At 66.9% G+C, this 18,875-nt stretch carries 18 protein-coding genes; 17 read left to right on the top strand and 1 reads right to left on the bottom strand.

The genetic code is table 11. The annotated features are described in order from the left end of the window. The first annotated feature begins 8 nt into the window (after nucleotides 1–8). The 6 genes from KYC_RS26280 to KYC_RS26260 all read left to right on the top strand — a co-directional run bounded on the left by KYC_RS26280 (nucleotide 9) and on the right by KYC_RS26260 (nucleotide 4,272). Nucleotides 9–1,478 carry a DUF4178 domain-containing protein gene (locus KYC_RS26280; protein WP_008168255.1) on the top strand — a complete coding sequence of 490 codons (1,470 nt, stop codon included), beginning with the start codon at nucleotides 9–11 and terminating at the stop codon, nucleotides 1,476–1,478. Nucleotide 1,479: 1 nt separating this feature from the next. Next, entirely contained in the window at nucleotides 1,480–1,650 is a 171-nt protein-coding gene (locus tag KYC_RS29770) for a hypothetical protein (protein ID WP_008168253.1), read from the top strand. Further along, the gene (gene speD / locus KYC_RS26275; RefSeq protein ID WP_008168251.1) at nucleotides 1,647–1,997 is read left to right on the top strand and encodes an adenosylmethionine decarboxylase; all 351 of its coding nucleotides are present in this window, start codon (nucleotides 1,647–1,649) and stop codon (nucleotides 1,995–1,997) included. The genes KYC_RS29770 and speD overlap by 4 nt, the downstream gene beginning before the upstream one ends. A gap of 120 nt (nucleotides 1,998–2,117) precedes the next feature. Next, complete coding sequence (modA, locus tag KYC_RS26270; RefSeq protein WP_008168250.1) at nucleotides 2,118–2,876, top strand: molybdate ABC transporter substrate-binding protein; 759 nt, start codon at nucleotides 2,118–2,120, stop codon at nucleotides 2,874–2,876. Nucleotides 2,877–2,902: 26 nt separating this feature from the next. Further along, nucleotides 2,903–3,589, top strand: a complete 687-nt coding sequence (gene modB, locus KYC_RS26265; protein WP_008168249.1) for a molybdate ABC transporter permease subunit — start codon at nucleotides 2,903–2,905, stop codon at nucleotides 3,587–3,589. Further along, nucleotides 3,586–4,272, top strand: a complete 687-nt coding sequence (locus KYC_RS26260; protein WP_008168247.1) for an ATP-binding cassette domain-containing protein — start codon at nucleotides 3,586–3,588, stop codon at nucleotides 4,270–4,272. Before modB ends, KYC_RS26260 begins: the two co-directional genes overlap by 4 nt. A gap of 22 nt (nucleotides 4,273–4,294) precedes the next feature. Here the strand turns inward: KYC_RS26260 and KYC_RS26255 are convergent, their stop codons facing one another. Next, entirely contained in the window at nucleotides 4,295–5,089 is a 795-nt protein-coding gene (locus KYC_RS26255) for a TOBE domain-containing protein (protein ID WP_043519321.1), read from the bottom strand. A 166-nt stretch (nucleotides 5,090–5,255) separates the two neighbouring features. Here KYC_RS26255 and KYC_RS26250 point away from each other — a divergent pair, with 166 nt between their 5' ends. The 11 genes from KYC_RS26250 to pgsA all read left to right on the top strand — a co-directional run bounded on the left by KYC_RS26250 (nucleotide 5,256) and on the right by pgsA (nucleotide 18,748). Beyond that, complete coding sequence (locus KYC_RS26250) at nucleotides 5,256–5,852, top strand: DUF4136 domain-containing protein (protein WP_043519319.1); 597 nt, start codon at nucleotides 5,256–5,258, stop codon at nucleotides 5,850–5,852. Nucleotides 5,853–5,862: 10 nt separating this feature from the next. Continuing rightward, on the top strand, nucleotides 5,863–7,059 hold the full coding sequence (locus tag KYC_RS26245; RefSeq protein ID WP_008168243.1) for a DUF3734 domain-containing protein: 1,197 nt from the start codon (nucleotides 5,863–5,865) through the stop codon (nucleotides 7,057–7,059). Nucleotides 7,060–7,247: 188 nt separating this feature from the next. After that, nucleotides 7,248–7,637 (top strand): winged helix-turn-helix domain-containing protein, encoded by a 390-nt coding sequence (locus tag KYC_RS26240; RefSeq protein WP_008168241.1) that lies wholly within the window; start codon nucleotides 7,248–7,250, stop codon nucleotides 7,635–7,637. Between the two features lie 207 nt (nucleotides 7,638–7,844). Then, nucleotides 7,845–9,110, top strand: a complete 1,266-nt coding sequence (locus tag KYC_RS26235; RefSeq protein WP_043519317.1) for an efflux RND transporter periplasmic adaptor subunit — start codon at nucleotides 7,845–7,847, stop codon at nucleotides 9,108–9,110. Between the two features lie 65 nt (nucleotides 9,111–9,175). Then, nucleotides 9,176–12,406 (top strand): efflux RND transporter permease subunit, encoded by a 3,231-nt coding sequence (locus KYC_RS26230; RefSeq protein WP_008168237.1) that lies wholly within the window; start codon nucleotides 9,176–9,178, stop codon nucleotides 12,404–12,406. Continuing rightward, nucleotides 12,403–13,896 (top strand): efflux transporter outer membrane subunit, encoded by a 1,494-nt coding sequence (locus tag KYC_RS26225; protein WP_008168235.1) that lies wholly within the window; start codon nucleotides 12,403–12,405, stop codon nucleotides 13,894–13,896. Before KYC_RS26230 ends, KYC_RS26225 begins: the two co-directional genes overlap by 4 nt. Further along, complete coding sequence (locus KYC_RS26220) at nucleotides 13,893–14,633, top strand: pyridoxine 5'-phosphate synthase (protein ID WP_008168233.1); 741 nt, start codon at nucleotides 13,893–13,895, stop codon at nucleotides 14,631–14,633. The genes KYC_RS26225 and KYC_RS26220 overlap by 4 nt, the downstream gene beginning before the upstream one ends. A 46-nt stretch (nucleotides 14,634–14,679) precedes the next feature. Continuing rightward, nucleotides 14,680–15,108: a holo-ACP synthase gene (acpS, locus tag KYC_RS26215; RefSeq protein WP_008168232.1), complete on the top strand. Its 429-nt coding sequence runs from the start codon at nucleotides 14,680–14,682 to the stop codon at nucleotides 15,106–15,108. Nucleotides 15,109–15,159: 51 nt separating this feature from the next. After that, a complete protein-coding gene (nagZ, locus tag KYC_RS26210) occupies nucleotides 15,160–16,218 on the top strand; it encodes a beta-N-acetylhexosaminidase (protein WP_008168230.1) in 1,059 nt (352 codons plus the stop codon). After that, complete coding sequence (uvrC, locus tag KYC_RS26205; protein WP_008168228.1) at nucleotides 16,181–18,007, top strand: excinuclease ABC subunit UvrC; 1,827 nt, start codon at nucleotides 16,181–16,183, stop codon at nucleotides 18,005–18,007. Before nagZ ends, uvrC begins: the two co-directional genes overlap by 38 nt. Nucleotides 18,008–18,175: 168 nt before the next feature. Further along, entirely contained in the window at nucleotides 18,176–18,748 is a 573-nt protein-coding gene (gene pgsA / locus KYC_RS26200) for a CDP-diacylglycerol--glycerol-3-phosphate 3-phosphatidyltransferase (protein ID WP_008168226.1), read from the top strand. The last annotated feature ends 127 nt before the right edge of the window (nucleotides 18,749–18,875 follow it).

Here is an 18,875-nt window from a genome sequence, read left to right as displayed (position 1 = left end):
AAGGCCCCATGCAGCAGGTTCTGTGTCCGCAGTGCGGCGCTCCAGTCAAGTTCACGTCCGCGGCGTCGGTGATGGCGGTTTGCGGCGCCTGCCGCAGCACCTTGCTCAAGGACGCGGAATCGGTCCGGCGCATCGGCGAGGCGGCGGAAGTCCTGGAGGACTATTCGCCGCTGTGCCTGGGCGCCGCGGGCGCCTTTGACGGCAAGCGTTTCGACGTCATCGGCCGCATCCAGCTGCGCTTTGACGAGGGCTTCTGGAACGAGTGGTACCTGTGGTTCGAAGACGGCTCCGATGGCTGGCTGTCCGACGCCTCGGGCCAGTACGCCGTGACCCGGCGCCGCAAGGTCAAGACCACGCAGGGCATGCCAGCCTTCGAAGACATTGCGCCGGGCGATGAACTGAAACTGGACGGCCAGCGCTTCGTGGCGTCCGACGTGCGCGCCTGCCAGGCCGGCGGGGCGCAGGGCGAACTGCCGTTCGTGCCGGGCGACGGCTGGCAGGCCAGGGTGGCGGACTACCGCAGCCTGGACGCCTTCCTGACGCTGGATTTTTCCGATGGCCCGCAGCCCGAGCTTTATATCGGCAAGGCCTTCGACCTGTCCGCGATGCAGGCCGGCTCGCTGCGCACGCCCGAACAGGTCGAAGAGACCGCCGGGCGCTTCCGCGGCCAGATCAAGGCCCTGGACTGCCCCAATTGCGGCGCCCCGATATCCTTCGTGGCCGCGATGGCCACGCACGTGGTCTGCCCGTCGTGCGCGTCGGCGGTCGATTGCTCCGGCCCCACGGCCGAGGTCATCGAAAAGGCGCGCAAGGTGCAGAAGATCAGGACCACCCTGGCGCTGGGCGCGGTGGCCAAGATGGAAGGCGTCAGCTACACGCTGATCGGCCTGATGAAATGCGCCGACCCCGACCCCGAGGAACCGTCCAGCTGGATCGAGTACCTGCTGTTCAATCCGGTCAAGGGATTTGTGTGGCTGGTGGAAACCGACGAGGGCTGGGAGCGCGTGCAGGTCTGCGACACCTGGCCCAGCCACAACAACGCCACCAGCGTGCGCTGGCGCAACCGGCTGTACCAGAAGCTGTACGACTACACCTCGCGCGTGGACGTGGCGCTGGGCGCGTTCAACTGGCGCGTCAAGGCCGGCGACAGCACCCGGATCACCGATTACAAGGTCGGCACGCTGAAGCTGACGCGCGAGCTGGGCGAGACCGAACTCGGCTGGTCGGCCGCCGTGCCGGTGTCGCCGACACAGTTGGCCCAATGGTTCGACAGGCCCGAACTGAGCAAGCAGCGGGCGATGCCCGCCGGCGACAAGCCCGGCGGCTACCGCAAATGGGCCAAGGCCGCGCTGATCGCCTTGGTTTTCCTGAATTTCGACAACATCTTCGAGGGCCGCTTCATTCCTGCCGTGATCGGCATGGCGTTTCTCTGGCTGCCGGCCCTGCTGGCCGACAAGCTTTCAGGCGAGGACGAATAGCATGAAGGGCAAGATCTTGTATGCGATCTACGCGCTGGTGGTCGTGTTGGCCACCACGGGGGCGAGCTCGCCGGGGTCGCGCATCGTCAGCGGCGGCAGTAGCAGCAGTAGCAGCTGGGGCAGCAGCTATTCCGGCGGATCGGGCTGGTCGTCGGGCGGATCCCACAAGTGACCGTGCATGCAACACCCGGCCGCCACCTGCTGGCGGACTTTCGCGGCGTGGCGGCCGACCTGCTGACCGACGTCCAGGCGCTTGAGGAACAGATGACCGCGGCGGCGCGCGCCGCCGGCGCGCGGGTGCTCAGCGCCCACTTCCATCGCTTCGGCGAGGGCGCCGGGGTGACGGGCGTCATCATGCTCAGCGAGTCCCACATCAGCATCCATTCCTGGCCGGAGCACCGGTTCGCGGCGCTGGACATCTTCATGTGCGGCGCGGCGCAGCCCGAATTGGCGCTGGACTTCCTGCAGTCGGCGCTGGCGCCCGAATCCGTCCACGTCACCACGGTCGCGCGCGGCTGACGCCCGCGCCGAAATTCCCATTGATTTTTCGCAATTCGCCTTCGAACCGCCAAATTGACTAGCGCTATATACCTCTATATATTTCGTTACCGAATCTGTGGTTTCCCTCAGGAGAAGAGCATGTCCTACAAACGCCCGATCATGGCGCTGTCCCTGGCGCTCGCCGCCGCATGGGGCGCCGGCGCCCACGCCGGGGAACTGGTGGTGTCCGCCGCCGCCAGCCTGACGAACGCCTTCAAGGAAGTGGCGCAGGGCTACGAGAAGGCGCACGCCGGCACCAAGGTGATCCTGAACTTCGGCGCGTCGGACGTGCTGCTGCAGCAGATCGTGAAGGGCGCGCCCGCCGACGTCTTCGCCTCGGCCGACCAGAAGGCAATGGACAAGGCGGTCGCGGAAAAGGCCGTCAAGCCGGCGTCGCGCGTGGACTTCGCCGCCAACCAGATCGTGCTGATCGTGCCCACGGACAGCAAGGCCGGCATCAATGCCCTGAAGGACCTGACGCGCGCGGATGTCAAGCGCATCGCCTACGGCAATCCGGCCTCCGTTCCCGTGGGCCGCTATACGCAGGCCGCGCTAGAGGCCGCCGGCCTGTGGGACGCCGTGCAGGCCAAGAGCGTGCTGGCCCAGAACGTGCGCCAGAGCCTGGACTACGTGTCGCGCGGCGAAGTGGACGCCGGCTTCGTGTTCGCGACCGACGCGGCTATCATGCCCGACAAGGTCAAGGTGGCCGTCCGCGTGCCGTCGCAAACGCCGGTGACCTATCCGATTGCGGTGACCACGCGCGAAGCGGCGGCCAAGGAAGCCGAGAGCTTCGTCGCCTACGTGCTGTCGCCCGCCGGCCAGGAAATCCTGTCGCGCTACGGGTTCCAGAAGCCCTGAGTTGCCGTTTTGAATCGTAGGCATTAATGAGTGATCCGGTCTGGGTCCCCCTGCTGCTTTCCCTGAAAGTGGCGGGCTGGGCCACGTTAATGGCGGCTATCGCCGGTACGGCGGCGGCCTATGGCCTGTCCCGCTGGCGCTGGCCGGGCCGCGATCTGCTGGACGCCATCCTGACGCTGCCGCTGGTGCTGCCGCCCACTGTGCTGGGCTACTACCTGCTGGTGCTGCTGGGGCGGCGCGGCATCATCGGCGAAACGCTGGCGGGGTGGGGCATCGAGCTGGTCTTCACCTGGCAGGGCGCCGTGATCGCGGCGTCCGTGGTGGCTTTTCCGCTGGTGTTCAAGTCCGCGCGGGCCGCGTTCGAAAACGTGGACAGCCAGCTTGAAAATGCGGCGCGCGTCCTGGGCGTGCGCGAAGCCGGCGTGTTTTTCCGCGTGACCCTGCCGCTGGCCGCCCGCGGCATCGCCGCCGGCGTGCTGCTGGCGTTCGCGCGGGCGCTGGGCGAATTCGGCGCCACCCTGATGATCGCCGGCAACCTGCCGGGCCGCACGCAGACCCTGTCGGTCGCCATCTACGAAGCCGTGCAGGCGGGCGACGACGCCACCGCCAACATGCTGGTGCTGGTCACGTCCGTGACCTGCGTCGTGGTGTTGCTGGTCGCGGGCAAGCTGGTGCCGATCGGCGCGGGCCAACGCAACGGAGGCGGGCGATGAGCGTCGGCATCCAGGTCCGCAAGCGCATGGTGTCGGGCGACCGCCAGTTCGATCTGGACGTGGCGTTCACCTCGACCGCCAAGCGCATCGCGCTGTTCGGCCCGTCGGGGGCGGGCAAGAGCCTGACCCTGCGCGCCGTGGCCGGCCTGCTGCGCCCGGACGCGGGGCGCATCGAGATCAACGGCCGCGTGTTGTTCGACAGCCAGGCCGGCATCTGCCTGCCCACGCAGTCGCGCCGGGTGGCGTACCTGTTCCAGGACTATGCGCTGTTTCCGCACCTGACGGTGGCGCAGAACATTTCCTTCGGCCTGCGCCGCGGCTGGCTGAATCCGCCCCGGCGCGAGGTCGGGCCTGAGGCCCGTCGCTGGGTAGACGCGTTTGAATTGGGTTCCATCGTGGGCAGCTATCCCAACGAGATCTCGGGCGGCCAGAAACAGCGTGTGGCGCTGGCGCGCGCGCTGATGCTGCAGCCCGACATCCTGTTGCTTGACGAGCCGTTTTCGGCGCTGGATTCGCAGTTGCGCGGAAAGATGCGCCAGGAGCTCAATGCCCTGCAGCGGCAACTGGACGTGCCCATGCTGCTGATCACGCACGATCCTGCGGACGTCGAGGCGCTGGCCGACGAAGTCTTCGAAGTGCGCGAGGGCAGGGTGGGCCGCCGCGACGACGACGTCGGCCTCTGACGGCCAGCCCGGAAAGGCAGGCCTAGTCCAGCACGCCCAGGATTACGCTGGAGGCCTTGAAGATGGCCACGGCTTCCGCGCCGACGCCCAGGTTCAGGTCCGCGGCGCTTTCATTCGTGACGATGGCCGCCATGGTGGCGCCGCCGTCCATTTCGATCAGGATTTCGCTGTTGACCGCGCCCGGGCGCACGTCGGTGATCTTGCCCTTGAGCTGGTTGCGCGCGGACAGCCGCAGGCCGGGGCCGGGCGCGCCTACGATTACCGCGGACGCCTTCACCAGCGCGATGGCTTCCTTGCCCACCTGCAGACCGAGTTCCTTGGTGCTTTCGCGGGTGATGGTGGCCGTGACGGTGTGGCCGCCCGCGATCCGCAGCAGGACTTCGTCGTTGACGGCGCCTTGGTTGATGCCGATGACAGTGCCAAGGAATTTGTTGCGCGCGCTGGTCTTAAGCATGAATCGCCTCATCAGGTCGATATCGCCGCTGGCGTCCAGTCCGGCGCGCGACAGGTTTTCCATGAATTTCCGATGCTCGATTTCAAGCGCCCGGAAGGTCGCGATCAGGCGGCGCGCCCGGTCGGTAAGCTGCGTGCCGCCGCCGCCCTTGCCGCCGACCGCCCGCAGCACCAGGGGTTCGCCGGCCAGGTTGTTCATCGCGTCGATGGCGTCCCAGGCGCCCTTGTAGCTCATGCCCACGGCGCGTGCCGCCGCCGTGATGGAGCCGGTGGCGTCGATCTGCGCCAGCAGTTCGATGCGATTCTTTCCGCCCCAGGTCTGGGCGCCGGAACGAAACCAGATTGAGCCGTCGAGTTCTAGCATTGCCGTAAAGGTGTCTTCAGTTGCGGTGGGCAGGACGAAGTGTAATGGACCGGCGGCCTGCCGGCGGTCCGTCGGCAGCCGCGATTTGCGGTTGCGAATGAGATTCTGTTGAAACTTTGAGAGCTTCGCGGCACTATGTTCACGGCCAGAACTCACGGAGATCGACATGAATGCGTTGAAATTGCTGACGGCGGGTTCCATGACGGCATTGCTTGCGGCCTGCGCGTCGGGCCCGACGGTCAAGGGCGATTACGATCACCAGGCCGATTTCGCGCAGTACCGGACCTTCGGCTACATGAATCCGCTGGGCACCGACAAGGCCGGATACAGCAGCCTGCTCACCGAGCGGCTCAAGAGCGCGACGCGCGGCCAGATGGAAATGCGCGGCTACACGTACAGCGCATCCAATCCCGACCTGCTGGTCAATTTCGGCGCCAAGCTCCAGCAAAAAACCGAGGTCATGCCTGCGCCCGCGCCCATGGGGCCGTACTACGGCTACCGCACGGGCTTCTACGGCGGCTGGCCTGGCTACGGCTGGGGCGACGACGTGTACCAATACACCGAGGGCACCCTGAACATCGACCTGGTCGACGCCCGCCGCCGGCAACTGGTCTGGGAGGGCGTTGCGGTCGGGGAAGTGCAGAGTCCCGAAGCGGCGGGCTCGCCGCAAAACGTGGACAAGGTGGTCGCCGAAGTCTTCGCCAAGTATCCGTTCCGGGCCGGCGTCGCCGCCCCGCAACTGCCGGACAAGAGCAAGCCCTAGAGGCGCCCGCATGACCACGCGCCGCAACGCCCTGGCCGAAGATACCGGCGACACGCCGGCCTACGACACCGTCGCGCTCGTGCTGCAGGGCGGCGGGGCGCTTGGGTCCTACCAGGCGGGGGTGTACCAGGGCCTGCACGAGGCCGGGATCCGGCCCAACTGGATCTCGGGCATCTCCATCGGCTCCATCAACGCCGCCATTATCGCGGGCTCTCCGGAAGACGAGCGGGTGGACCGCCTGCGCGGCTTCTGGGAAAGCATCTGCCGGCCGGCCGGATTCGCCTCGGTGCCCTGGGGCGAATCGCTGGCCGGTTTGTTCGAAGGCATTCCCTACGGCTTCGGTTCGCCCGCCATGAACGGGCAGCTGTCGGCAATGCAGGCGCTGTTCGCCGGCCAGCCGGGCTTTTTTAAGCCGCGCGTGCCGCCGCCGTATATGGTCCACGGGCACGGGGCGGCCTCCACCAGCTTTTACGACACCACGCCCCTGGCCGCGACTCTGCGCAAGTTCGTGGACTTCGATCTGCTCAATAGCGGCGCGGTTCGGGCCAGCTTCGGCGTCGTCAATGTGCGCACGGGCAACTTCGCCTATTTCGACAGCCTGCACGACACCCTCGGGCCGGAGCACATCATGGCCTCGGGCGCGTTGCCGCCCGGGTTCCCGTCGGTGGAGATCGACGGCGAGCACTACTGGGATGGCGGCGTCGTGTCCAACACGCCGCTCGCGCAAGTGCTGACCACCGACACCATGCGCGACACGCTGGCCTTCCAGGTGGACCTCTGGCCCGCGCGGGGCGGCCTGCCCACGTCGCTGGAAGAAGTCGCCGAACGGCAAAAGGACATCCAGTATTCCAGCCGGACCCGCCTGGTCACGGACCAGTTGCGCCGCGTGCTCAAGCTGCGCCATGGCCTGCAGCGCCTGCTCCAGCGGCTGCCCGAAGCCGAGCGCAACGCGCCGGACCTCGCGGACATCCGCAAGCTGTCCCACACCCCGGCCACCAACATCATCAACCTCATCTACGAATCCAAGCACCTGGAGCGCTACTCCAAGGACTACGAATTCGGCACCGAGGCCATGCGGGAGCACTGGGAATCAGGCCTGGCGGATATCCGCCACACCCTGCAGAAGCCGGGCATCCTGGCGCGTCCCACGCAGGACAGCTGCTTCGTCACGCACGATATCCACCGCAACGGCAGCAAGCACTCCTAGCTGCCCTGGCGGGCGCGACGGCCCGGTATGCGGCGGTCGCGCGGCAGATCTCGGATTGGTCTGATAAATGTGTCAGGTCAACCCTGGGGCCCGTTCGCGGGCGGTAGTCTTCTGGGACATCCTGCAACCTTGACCGGGACCGGCCGGCAAGCCCGCCTTGCCCAGCGCCGTCCCGTAGGAGATCTCCCGTGAATGTTCGCGATCTTCCCGCCCGGGCGTCCCTTGCTCCTTCCCGTCACCAGCGCAACGCGCTGGCAGCGCCCGGCGCGGAGCCCATTGATGGCTGGTGGAGCCTGCTCTACTGGGGCTGGACGCTGCAAATGCCCAACGGCGCGCGCCTTGATCTCACCGAGATCGAACGCGCCTGTTTCTCCTGCCTGGTGCGTAATCCGCGGCGCGAACTGGTGCGCGAAGAATTCAAGGCCATCCGCAGCGGACTCAACATGCGCTCGCTGAACGTCGCCATCTGCCGTCTGCGCGGCAAGGTGCGCAAGGCGGGCGCGCGCCTGCCCCTGCATACCGTGCATGGCATAGGCTATGCGTTCCTGGGCAATCTTCGCGAATGTAGCAGCGCGTAAAAGTGTTGCGGAAGCATCCCCAAAAGTTCCTCGAAACCTTATGAAAGTACGTGATTTCCCCAATATCTGAGTTACATTATTGGGCTGTTCACGTATCGTCGGTGACGCATGGTTATATTCTGAAAGCGCCTTGCTGGCGCTTTCGGAAGGCCGTGGCGGCCTGGCGCGATTTCATGACGCGGTTCATTACGCTACGCGGGGGTTTCAATGCGGTTTTCGCCTAAACGTATTTCGGGTCTGGCAGTTTCCGGTGGCGTCCTCGCGCTGTTGTTGGCGGGATGTGGTGAAAGACCGCAAATGAATCCCGGCATGCCGCAGGTCAGCGTCATCACCGTGCAGCCGCAGCGTGCGCCCATCGTTGCTGAATTGCCGGGCCGCGTAGACGCCGTGCGAGACGCCCAGATCCGCTCGCGGGTCACCGGCATCGTCCAGCGCATCACCTTCGAGCAAGGCGGCGACGTCAAGGAAAACCAGCTGCTGTTCAAGATTGATCCGGCGCCTTACAAGGCCGCCTACGATCAGGCGACGGCGCAACTGAAGCAGGCGCAGGCCAACCTGTTCAGCGCCAAGCTGCTGGCCGACCGCTACGCCCCGCTGGTCAAGGCCAACGCCGTCAGCAAGCAGGAATACGACAACGCCGTGGCGTCGTACCGCCAGGCCGACGCCACGGTCGCCGCGGCCAAGGCCGCCCAGGACAACGCAGCCATCAATCTGGGCTACACCGACGTCACCTCGCCCATCACCGGGCGTATCGGCAAGCCCCTGGTCACCGAGGGCGCGCTGGTCGAATCCACGTCCGCCACGCAGATGGCCACGGTGCAGCAGCTGGACCCGATCTACGTCGACTTCACCCAGTCCACGGCCGACCTGGCCGCGCTGCGCCGCGCCTTCGCCAGCGGCAGGCTGCAGCAGGTGGGCAAGGACGCCGCGCGCGCCACCGTGGTGCTGGAAGACGGCTCGGAATACGAGCATCCCGCCAAGCTGCTGTTCACCGGCATCACCGTGGATCCGTCCACGGGCCAGGTGAATCTGCGCGCCGAAGTGCCCAATCCCGACTACATCCTGCTGCCCGGCATGTACGTGCGAGTCCGGCTGGAGCAGGGCGTGGACGACAGCGCTCTCATGGTGCCGCAGCAGGCGCTGCAGCGCACGGCCGACGGCAAGCAGAGCCTGATGCTGGTGCGGGACAACAAGATCGAGCAACTGCCCGTCACCACCGGCAGCGCCATCAACAATAACTGGCTGATTACCAGCGGCCTGAAGGCGGGCGACGTCGTCGTCGTGGAAGGTTTCCAGAAGATCCGCCCCGGCGCGCCGGTGCAGGTCAGCGAATGGAAGAACGGCGGCAAGCCCGCGCAGGGCGGCGCGCCCGCGGCGCAGCCTGGCGCCAAGCCCGCCGAACCCGCCCCGCAGCCCGGCGCCAAGCCGGCCGAGCCTGCCCAGCAGGACAAGGCCGCCGGCCAGAAATCGTAAGCGGCACGCGGCGCAGCAGGCGCCGCGTTCCTCTTTGGTGAGCATCGCTTTCAGAGTCAGCCCACATGCCGCAATTTTTCATTGATCGACCAATTTTCGCCTGGGTAGTCGCCCTGTTCATTCTGTTGGCTGGCGTGCTGGCCATCCCGAACATGCCGGTCGCGCAGTACCCGGATGTGGCGCCTCCCGCCATCACGATCACCGCCACCTACCCTGGCGCGTCGGCCAAGGAAGTGGCCGAGTCGGTCACCAGCATCATCGAAGACAAGCTCAACGGCGCCAAGGGCCTGATCTACTACGAGTCCGTCAGCGATTCGTACGGCACCGCGACCATCACCGCCACGTTCGCGCCCGGCACCAATCCAGACCTGGCGCAGGTGGACGTGCAGAACCGCGTGTCCAACGTGATCGCGCAGCTGCCGGCGGCCGTGCAGCAGCAGGGCCTGCAGTATGAGCAGACCAGCACCGGCTTCCTGATGATCGTGACGGTGTCGTCCACCGACGGCTCCCTGGACCAGACGGCGCTGGCCGACTACATCACCCGCAACGTGCAGAACCCGGTGTCGCGCGTGCCGGGCGTGGGCCAGTTCCAGCTGTTCGCCGCGCCCCGCGCCATGCGCATCTGGGTCGATCCGGCCAAGCTGGTGGGCTTCAACCTCAGCATGGCCGAGGTCAACAACGCGATCGCCGGCCAGAACGTGCTGGTTTCGGGCGGCAGCATCGGCGCGCCGCCCAATCCGGATTCGCAGCGCATTACCGCCACGGTCACGGCCAACGGCCAGCTCAGCACGGTCGACGGCTTCGGCCGGATCGTGCTGCGCGCCAATACCGACGGCTCCAAGGTGCTGTTGCGCGACGTTGCCCGGATCGAAGTGGGGGCCGACAACTACCAGTTCGGCGCCCGCCTGAACGGCGTTCCCACCGCGGCCTTCGCCATCGTGCTGTCGCCCAACGCCAACGCGCTGGCCACGGCGCAGGGCGTGCGCCAGCAGATGGAAGAGCTGTCCAAGTACTTCCCCGGCAACATCAAGTATTCGGTTCCGTACGACACCGCGCCCTACGTGAAGGTGTCCATCGAGCAAGTGCTGCACACCCTGGCCGAAGCCATGGTGCTGGTGTTCCTGGTGATGTACCTGTTCCTGCAGAACGTGCGCTATACCTTGATCCCCGCGCTGGTCGTCCCGGTGGCCATGCTGGGGTCGTTCGCAGTGATGCTGGGGTTCGGGTTCTCGATCAACGTGCTCACCATGTTCGCGATGGTGCTGGCCATCGGGATTCTGGTTGACGACGCCATCGTGGTGGTCGAAAACGTCGAGCGGATCATGGCGACGGAGGGCCTGCCGCCCAAAGAGGCCACCAAGAAAGCAATGCCGCAGATCAGCGGCGCCATCATCGGCATCACGCTGGTGCTGGTGACGGTGTTCCTGCCGCTGGCCTTCATGAGCGGCTCGGTGGGCGTGATCTACCGGCAGTTCTCGGTGGCCATGGCCGTGTCGATCTTCTTCTCGGCCCTGCTGGCGCTGACCTTCACGCCGGCGCTGTGCGCCACCATCCTCAAGCCGGTGGCCAAGGGCCACCACGAGGACAAGAAGGGCTTCTTCGGCTGGTTCAACCGCAAGTTCGACGCCACCACCCATGGCTACCAGAACTGGGTGTCGCGCATCCTGCACAAGGGCGGCCGGATGATGCTGATCTTCCTGGTCCTGGTTCTGCTGCTGGGCTGGCTGTACCTGCGCCTGCCGTCGTCGTTCCTGCCCGAGGAAGACCAGGGCTACGTGATCAGCAACATCGAATTGCCCACCGGCGCCAGCGCCAACCGCACGGTCGAGGTGATCGAGCAGGTCGAAAAGTACTTCAGCAGCCTCCCGGCGGTCGAGAACATCATCGCCGTGCAGGGCTACAGCTTCAACGGCAACGGCCTGAACGCCGCCATCGCGTTCACCACGCTCAAGGACTTCAAGGACCGCAAGGAGCGCAAGGATTCGGCGGGCGCGATCGCGTTCACCGCCTTCGAGAAGCAGCTGATGGGCATCCACGACGCGCAGGTGTTCACGCTGGTGCCGCCGGCCATCTCGTCGCTGGGCAACGCCACCGGCTTCGACCTGCGCCTGCAGGATCGCGGCGCCGCCGGCACCGACGCGCTGGCGGCCGCCACGGCCCAGCTCATGGGCGAAGCCATGAAGAGCCCGGTGCTGTCGCAGGTGCGTATCACGGGCCTGGCCGCGGGCACGCAGCTCAGCCTGAACATCGACCGCGACAAGGCGGCGGCGCTGGGGGTGGACTTCAATGAAGCCGCCACGCTGGTCTCCACGGCGGTGGGTTCGGCCTACCTGAGCAAGTTCCCCAACATGGGCCGGATGCAGAACATCTGGGTCCAGGCCGACGCGCCTTACCGCATGCAGCTTTCCGACGTGCTCAAGCTGAACGCGCGCAACGCGCAGGGCGGGATGGTGCCGCTGTCGACGTTCGTGACGGCCGAATGGGTGCAGGGGCCGGTGCAGGTCGTGCGCTACAACAGCTACGAGTCGATGCGTATCGGCGGCAGTTCCGCGGCGGGCTACACCACGGGCGAGGCCATGGAGGAAATGCAGCGCCTGGTCGGGCAGTTGCCGCAAGGCTTCGGCTACGAATGGACGGGCCTTTCCTACCAGGAGCGGCAGGCGGGCAACCAGGCTCCCATCCTGATGGGCCTGTCGCTGCTGGTCGTGTTCCTGGTGCTGGCCGCGCTATATGAAAGCTGGGCCATCCCGATTTCCGTCATGCTGGTGGTGCCGCTGGGCATGCTGGGCGCGGTGGCGTTGGTCAGCGCGCTGGGCATGTCCAACGACGTGTACTTCCAGGTGGGGATGGTGACCGTGATCGGGCTGGCGGCCAAAAACGCCATTCTTATCGTGGAATTCGCCAAGGACCAGTACGCGCGGGGCATGGGACTGTACGAGTCCGCGGTGGAGGCCGCGCGCCTGCGCTTCCGGCCGATCCTGATGACGTCGCTGGCGTTCATCCTGGGCGTGATCCCGCTGGCGATGGCCACCGGCGCTGGCGCCGCGAGCCAACGCGCGGTGGGCCTGGGCGTGCTGGGCGGCATGCTGGCCGCCACGCCGTTCGCCGTGATCTTCGTGCCGACCTTCTTCGTAGTGGTGCTGGGCCTGTTCAAGACGCGGCCCCGCCTGCTCGGCGCCGAACTGCGCGCCTTCGAGGAAGAGCAGGCCGCCAAGAAGGCGGAGGCCGGACAGGCTCCCGCCACGGCGACGCCGCAACCCGCACAACCCACTGGTGGCCAGGAGGGCAAGGAATGAAAGCCCTGAAGTTGAAACAGACCGCCTTGTCCGCCTTCGTGGCGGTGGCGTTGGCCGGCTGCTCGCTGGCGCCCGACTACAAGCGCCCCGATGCGCCCGTGAGCGGCGCGTGGCCCGACCAGCCCAAGGTCCAGTACGGCGCGTATTCGCGCGCGACCACGCTGGGCACGCAGCCGTCCTCCGACGTGATGCCGGAAGCGGGCACGCCCGCGGCAGACCTGGGATGGCGCGAATTCTTCCGCGATCCGCGCCTGCAGGCCCTGATCGAACTGGCGCTGCTGAACAACCGCGACCTGCGCGTGGCGGTGCAACGCGTCGAAGAGGCCCGCGCCCAGTACGGCATCCAGCGCGGCGAGCAATGGCCCAGCATCGGAGCCGGCATCCAGGGCCAGCGCCAGCACCTGCCGGCCAACATGCGGGCCGGCGGCCCCGACTCCAGCTCGATCAGCAGCTCGTACCAGGCCGGCATCGGCCTGACGACCTTCGAGATCGACCTGTTCGGCCGCCTGCGCAACCTGTCCGAAGCGGCGTATCAGCAATACCTGTCGACGGAACAGGCGCAAAAGACCGTGCAGATCACCCTGGTGGGCGCGGTCGCTCAGTCGTATTTCAATCTGCGCGCCGCCGAAGTCCAGCTTGACCTGACGCAGCGCACGCTGGCGTCGCGCCAGGAGTCCTATGACCTGGTCAAGCGCCGCTTCGACGGCGGCGTGTCGTCCGAACTGGATCTGAACCAGTCCAAGTCGCTGCTGGACACGGCCTCGGCCGACCTGGCGCAGTTGGCGCGCGCGCGCGCCCAGGCCATGAACGCGCTGGTGCTGGTGGTGGGCACGCCGCTGCCCGACACGCTGCCCGCGCCCGCGGAGTTCGGCCGCGACCAATTGCTGGCCACGGTGCCGTCGGGCCTGCCGTCCGACCTGCTTGAACGCCGGCCCGATATCGCGGCGGCCGAAAACCAGCTGCTGTCCGCCAACGCCAATATCGGCGCGGCGCGCGCGGCGTTCTTCCCGACCATCTCGCTGACCGGCCTGCTGGGCGTGGCCAGCCCGTCGCTGGGAGACCTGTTCAAGGGCGGTCAGGGCTACTGGAGCTTCTCGCCCTCGATCACCACGCCGCTGTTTGCCGGCGGCAGTATCCGCGAAGGGCTGAACCTGGCCAAGGCGCGCGAAAATATCGCGGTGTCGCAATACGAACAGAGCATCCAGCAGGCGTTCCGCGAAGTGTCGGACGCGCTGGCGGGCGAAGCAACCTACGGCGCGCAGCTGGATGCCCAGCGCGCGCTGCAGGATTCTTCGGCGCGGACGCTGGAACTGTCGAATTTGCGGTATACCAACGGTATCGACAGCTACCTGCAGGTGCAGACCGCGCAGGTGGACTTTTTCAACGCCCAGTTGTCGCTGGTGCAGACCGGCCTGGCCGCGCTGATCAATCGCGTGGAGCTGTACAAGGCGCTGGGCGGCGGCTGGGAAGAAACAACGAAAGTGCAATGATAGAACTTGGTGTAAATATCGACCACGTCGCCACGCTGCGGCAACAACGCCATACGGTTTACCCCGATCCGATCGCCGCCGCGCTGCGCGCGGAAGACGCCGGGGCCGACCTGATCACGCTGCACCTGCGCGAAGACCGGCGCCACATCCAGGACGCGGACGTCTATGCCATCCGGCCGCAGCTGCGCACCCGCATGAACCTGGAGTGCGCGGTCACCCCGGAAATGCTGGAGATCGCCTGCGCGGTCAAACCCAGCGATGTCTGCCTGGTGCCCGAAAAGCGCACCGAGCTCACGACGGAAGGCGGGCTGGAAGTCGCTGGCGCCATGGGCCCGGTGTCGGACGCGGTGGCCCTGCTGGCCGAGGCCGGCATCCGCGTATCGCTCTTCATTGATCCGGACCCCGTTCAGATCGCCGCCGCGGCCAAGGCCGGCGCGCCCGTGATTGAACTGCACACGGGCGCCTATGCCGAAGCCGAGGGCGAGGCCGCCCAGGCCGAATTGCAGCGCATCCGCCTGGCGGTGGCCGAAGGCCTGCGCCACGGCCTGCGCGTGAACGCCGGCCATGGCCTGCACTACGGCAATGTCAAGCCGGTGGCCGCGCTGGACGGCATTTCCGAACTCAATATCGGCCACGCCATCGTGGCGCAGGCGATATTCGACGGCTGGGAAAAGGCGGTGCGCGACATGAAGGCGCTGATGGTGCAGGCGCGGCTGCACGCCCTGCGCGGCGCCTGATCGCGCGGCGATGACCCGATCCGACGCTCTTCCCGCGAAGCCGCCCATGCCTGAATCGTCCGCCGCCACGCCTCCCGGCGCCATCGCCGGCATCGGCATGGACCTCCTGCGCATCGACCGCATCGAGCGCGCCCTGGCGCGCCACGGCGACCGTTTTGCCGAGAAGATCCTGGGCGTCGAGGAGCTGCAGAAATTCCATGCCCGCCGCGCCCGCGACCCCGTCCGCGGGCTGCGCTTCCTGGCCACCCGCTTCGCCGCCAAAGAGGCGTTTTCCAAGGCGATCGGGTTGGGCATGCGCATGCCCATGACCTGGCGCCGCGTGCAGACGCTGAACGCGCCGGGCGGCCGTCCGGTGCTGGTGATCGCGCCCGAACTGCTGGAATGGTATGAGCAGCGCTTCGGCGCGGCCCATGTTTCCATTACCGATGAATCCGACATGGCCGCCGCGTACGTGGTGGTCGAGCGCAAGCCCTGAGCCCGGGCTTCTCCCGGCCGGCTTGCCGCGCATAGATACAAGGACAGCCCTATGGCCAAGAAAAAATCCAAGGCGGTTCTGCCCCCCGGCCCCGTGATGGTCGATGTGGCGGGATACACGCTGACGAAGGCCGAAAAGAAGCGCCTGCGCCACCCGCTGGTGGGCGGCGTGATTCTTTTCGCCCGCAACTTCGAGAACCGCGCCCAGCTGACCGAGCTGACCCGCCAGATCCACAAGGCTCGCAAGGAGCCGCTGCTGATCCTGGTGGACCACGAGGGCGGCCGCGTGCAGCGCTTCCGGGACGACGGTTTCACCGCCTTGCCCCCCATGCGCGAACTGGGCGCGCTGTGGGACCGCGATCCCCTGAACGCGATGCGGCTGGCGACCGAGGCCGGCTACGTCCTGGCCGCCGAGCTGCGCGCCTGCGGCGTGGACATGAGCTTCACGCCGGTGCTGGACCTGGACTACGGGGTCAGCAAGGTGATCGGCAATCGCGCCTTCCACCATGACCCGCGCGTGGTGACGATGCTGTCGCGCGCGCTGGTGCAGGGCCTGGCGCTGGCCGGCATGTCGGCCTGCGGCAAGCACTTCCCGGGCCACGGCTACGTCGGCGCCGACTCGCACCACGAAATTCCCGTAGACCCGCGCACGCTGGACCAGATCCTGCAGGACGATGCGGCCCCGTACGCCTGGCTGGGCGACGCCGTGCTGCCGTCCGTGATGCCCGCGCACGTGATCTATCCCAAGGTCGACAAGCATCCGGCCGGTTTCTCCAAGCGCTGGGTGCAGGACATTCTGCGCAAGCGCCTGGGCTACGATGGGGTCGTGTTCTCGGACGACCTGACCATGGAAGGCGCGTCGGTCGCCGGCGACATCCTGGACCGCGCCAACGCCGCGCTGCGCGCCGGCTGCGACATGGTGCTGGTGTGCAACCGGCCGGACCTGGCCGACGAGCTGCTGTCGCGGCTGGAGTTCGACCACCCGCCCGAGTCCGTCGCCCGCATCCGTCGCCTGATGCCGCGCTTCGACGCGCCCGACTGGGACACCTTGCAGGCTGAAAGCCGTTACCAGAATGCCCGACGACTTCAATCTCAAATCGTTCCTGTCTGACCTGCCGCATCTGCCGGGCGTATACCGGCATCTGGATGCGGCCGGCGAGGTCATGTATGTCGGCAAGGCGCGCGACCTGAAGAAGCGCGTATCGTCGTATTTCCAGAAGAACCTGTCCAGCCCGCGCATCGCCCAGATGGTGGCGAAGGTGGCGCGGCTGGAGGTCACGGTGACGCGCTCCGAGGCGGAAGCGCTGATCCTGGAAAACAACCTCATCAAGAGCCTGAAGCCGCGCTACAACATCCTGTTCCGCGACGACAAGTCCTATCCCTACCTGCATATCACCGGCCACGACTGGCCGCGCATTGCCTACTACCGCGGCGCCACCAATAAGCGCGGGCAGTTCTTCGGCCCCTTTCCCAACGCCTGGGCCGTGCGCGAAACCATCCAGATCCTGCAGAAGGTGTTCCGCCTGCGCACCTGCGAGGACAGCGTCTTCGCCAACCGTTCGCGGCCCTGTCTGCTGCATCAGATCGGCCGCTGCTCGGCGCCCTGCGTGGGCGCGATCGAAGCCGCCGACTATGAGCGCGACGTGCAGCGGGCGGTGCGCTTCCTGAACGGCGAGGCCAAGGACGTGATGGGCGAGATCGAGGCCCGCATGCTGCAGGCCTCCAGCGAGCTGCGCTTCGAGGAAGCCGCCGCGCTGCGCGACCAGATGGGCTCGCTGGCGCGCGTGCTGCATCAGCAGACCATGGAAAACGTCAGCGGCGAGGACACCGACATCATCGCGGTGGCGGTCGCAGGCGGCAAGGTGTGCGTCAACCTGGCGATGGTGCGCGGCGGCCGTCACCTGGGCGACAAACCGTTCTTTCCCAGCCATGCCGAAGGCGAGGCCGCGCCGCAGGTGCTGGAAGCCTTCGTGGCCCAGCACTACACGGACAACGCGATGCCGCCCGTGCTGGTCTGTTCGCACGCTTTGCCCGATCCCGACCTGATCACGCTGCTGGTGGAGCAGGCCGGCGGACGCCCATCGCGCGTGCTGACGCGGCCGCAGGGCACGCGCCGGTCGTGGCTGGAACAGGCCGCGAAAAACGCCGAGATGGCGCTGGCGCGCGCGCTGACCGAATCCGGCGCCCGGGCGGCTCGCACCCTGGCGCTGGCCGAGGCGCTGGATCTGGATACGGACGAAGCCGCGCTGGACGCGCTGCGCATCGAATGCTTTGACATCAGCCATACGGCCGGGGAGGCCACCCAGGCCTCCTGTGTGGTGTTTGAGCACCACGACATGCAGCCCTCGCTCTACCGCCGCTACAACATCGCGGGCATCACGCCGGGCGACGACTACGCCGCGATGCGCCAGGTGCTGACCCGGCGCTTCGCCAAGGTCGCCGACGGCGATGCCCAGATGCCGGGGCTGGTCCTGATCGACGGCGGCAAGGGACAGGTCGAGGTCGCCCGCAAGGTGTTCGCCGAACTGGGCCTGGACATCCAGACGCTGGTTGGCGTGGCCAAGGGGGAAGGGCGCAAGGTCGGCCTGGAAACCCTGGTCTTCGCCGACGAGCGTCCGCCCGTGGCGCTGGGCGGCGAATCCGCCGCGCTGATGCTGATTGCCCAGGTGCGCGACGAGGCGCACCGTTTCGCCATCACCGGCATGCGCGCCCGGCGCGCCAAAACGCGCAATGTCTCGCGGCTGGAGGAAATCGAAGGCGTCGGCGCCCGCCGCCGCCAGCGCCTGCTCGCCCGCTTTGGCGGCTTCTCGGGCGTGGCCTCGGCCAGCATCGAAGACCTGGCGTCCGTCGACGGCATCTCCCAGGACCTGGCGATCCGCATCTACGAAGCGCTGCGCTGAAAGCCCGGAGTCACCCAGATGCCACAAAACTCCCTCAAATTTCAACCACCCGCCACTACGAGCAATCCGGGCCGCGCGGATCCGGCTACGCCGGTTCGCAGAGGCGCCCCCTTTGGGGAGGCGCCAAAGGCGCTTCGGGCGGACTCTAGCTGTTAGCATACGGACACTATGCCAATTAACGTTCCAATAATCCTGACATGGCTGCGTATCGCCATGATTCCGCTGGTGGTCGGGTTGTTCTACCTGCCCGAGAGCTGGATGTCTGTACCCGTGCGCGACACGCTGGCCGCATGGGCTTTCATCATTGCCGCGCTGACCGACTGGTTTGACGGCTGGCTCGCCCGGCGCTGGAACCAGACTTCGGCATTCGGCGCTTTCCTGGACCCCGTGGCCGACAAGCTCATGGTGTGCGCCGCCCTGATCGTCCTGCTCGACCTCAGCCGCGTCGACGCGTTCATTTCGCTGATCATCATCGGCCGCGAAATCACGATTTCCGCCTTGCGCGAATGGATGGCCAAGATCGGCGCCAGCGCCAGCGTGGCGGTGCACCGGCTGGGCAAGTTCAAGACGGCCGCGCAGATGATCGCCATCCCGTGCCTGCTGTACAACCAGTCGATCCACGGCGTCAACACCAAGCTGCTGGGCGATGTCCTGATCATCGTGGCGGCGGTGCTGACCGTATGGTCGATGCTGTACTACCTGCAGCGCGCCTGGCCCGCCATCCGCGAAAAGGCCCTGTAGCACCTATTCGCCAGCGCCGGCGGTGTCAGCCGGCCTGGAGCAGTTGCAACATCCCACGGCGGTCCGGCTCGCGCAAGACGGCCGCCGTGGCGCTTCAAGAGCGATCCGCCGGCCCGATCCGGCACGG

The sequence above is a fragment of the Achromobacter arsenitoxydans SY8 genome, assembly GCF_000236785.1.
GTDB lineage: Bacteria > Pseudomonadota > Gammaproteobacteria > Burkholderiales > Burkholderiaceae_B > Achromobacter > Achromobacter arsenitoxydans.
The sequence above is the reverse complement of the archived record's forward strand: the minus strand, read 5'-3'. Positions and strand labels throughout refer to the sequence as shown.

Bases quoted from the DNA above. Each gene is read 5' to 3' on its own strand.
- uvrC (WP_008168228.1), top strand. From the start codon at position 16,181: ATGCCCGACGACTTCAATCTCAAATCGTTCCTGTCTGACCTGCCGCAT.
- acpS (WP_008168232.1), top strand. From the start codon at position 14,680: ATGCCTGAATCGTCCGCCGCCACGCCTCCCGGCGCCATCGCCGGCATC.
- KYC_RS26225 (WP_008168235.1), top strand. From the start codon at position 12,403: ATGAAAGCCCTGAAGTTGAAACAGACCGCCTTGTCCGCCTTCGTGGCG.
- KYC_RS26245 (WP_008168243.1), top strand. From the start codon at position 5,863: ATGACCACGCGCCGCAACGCCCTGGCCGAAGATACCGGCGACACGCCG.
- pgsA (WP_008168226.1), top strand. From the start codon at position 18,176: ATGCCAATTAACGTTCCAATAATCCTGACATGGCTGCGTATCGCCATG.
- KYC_RS26230 (WP_008168237.1), top strand. From the start codon at position 9,176: ATGCCGCAATTTTTCATTGATCGACCAATTTTCGCCTGGGTAGTCGCC.
- KYC_RS26255 (WP_043519321.1), bottom strand. From the start codon at position 5,089: ATGCTAGAACTCGACGGCTCAATCTGGTTTCGTTCCGGCGCCCAGACC.
- modA (WP_008168250.1), top strand. From the start codon at position 2,118: ATGTCCTACAAACGCCCGATCATGGCGCTGTCCCTGGCGCTCGCCGCC.
- KYC_RS26235 (WP_043519317.1), top strand. From the start codon at position 7,845: ATGCGGTTTTCGCCTAAACGTATTTCGGGTCTGGCAGTTTCCGGTGGC.
- KYC_RS26260 (WP_008168247.1), top strand. From the start codon at position 3,586: ATGAGCGTCGGCATCCAGGTCCGCAAGCGCATGGTGTCGGGCGACCGC.
- KYC_RS26280 (WP_008168255.1), top strand. From the start codon at position 9: ATGCAGCAGGTTCTGTGTCCGCAGTGCGGCGCTCCAGTCAAGTTCACG.
- KYC_RS29770 (WP_008168253.1), top strand. From the start codon at position 1,480: ATGAAGGGCAAGATCTTGTATGCGATCTACGCGCTGGTGGTCGTGTTG.
- nagZ (WP_008168230.1), top strand. From the start codon at position 15,160: ATGGCCAAGAAAAAATCCAAGGCGGTTCTGCCCCCCGGCCCCGTGATG.
- KYC_RS26220 (WP_008168233.1), top strand. From the start codon at position 13,893: ATGATAGAACTTGGTGTAAATATCGACCACGTCGCCACGCTGCGGCAA.
- KYC_RS26250 (WP_043519319.1), top strand. From the start codon at position 5,256: ATGAATGCGTTGAAATTGCTGACGGCGGGTTCCATGACGGCATTGCTT.
- modB (WP_008168249.1), top strand. From the start codon at position 2,903: ATGAGTGATCCGGTCTGGGTCCCCCTGCTGCTTTCCCTGAAAGTGGCG.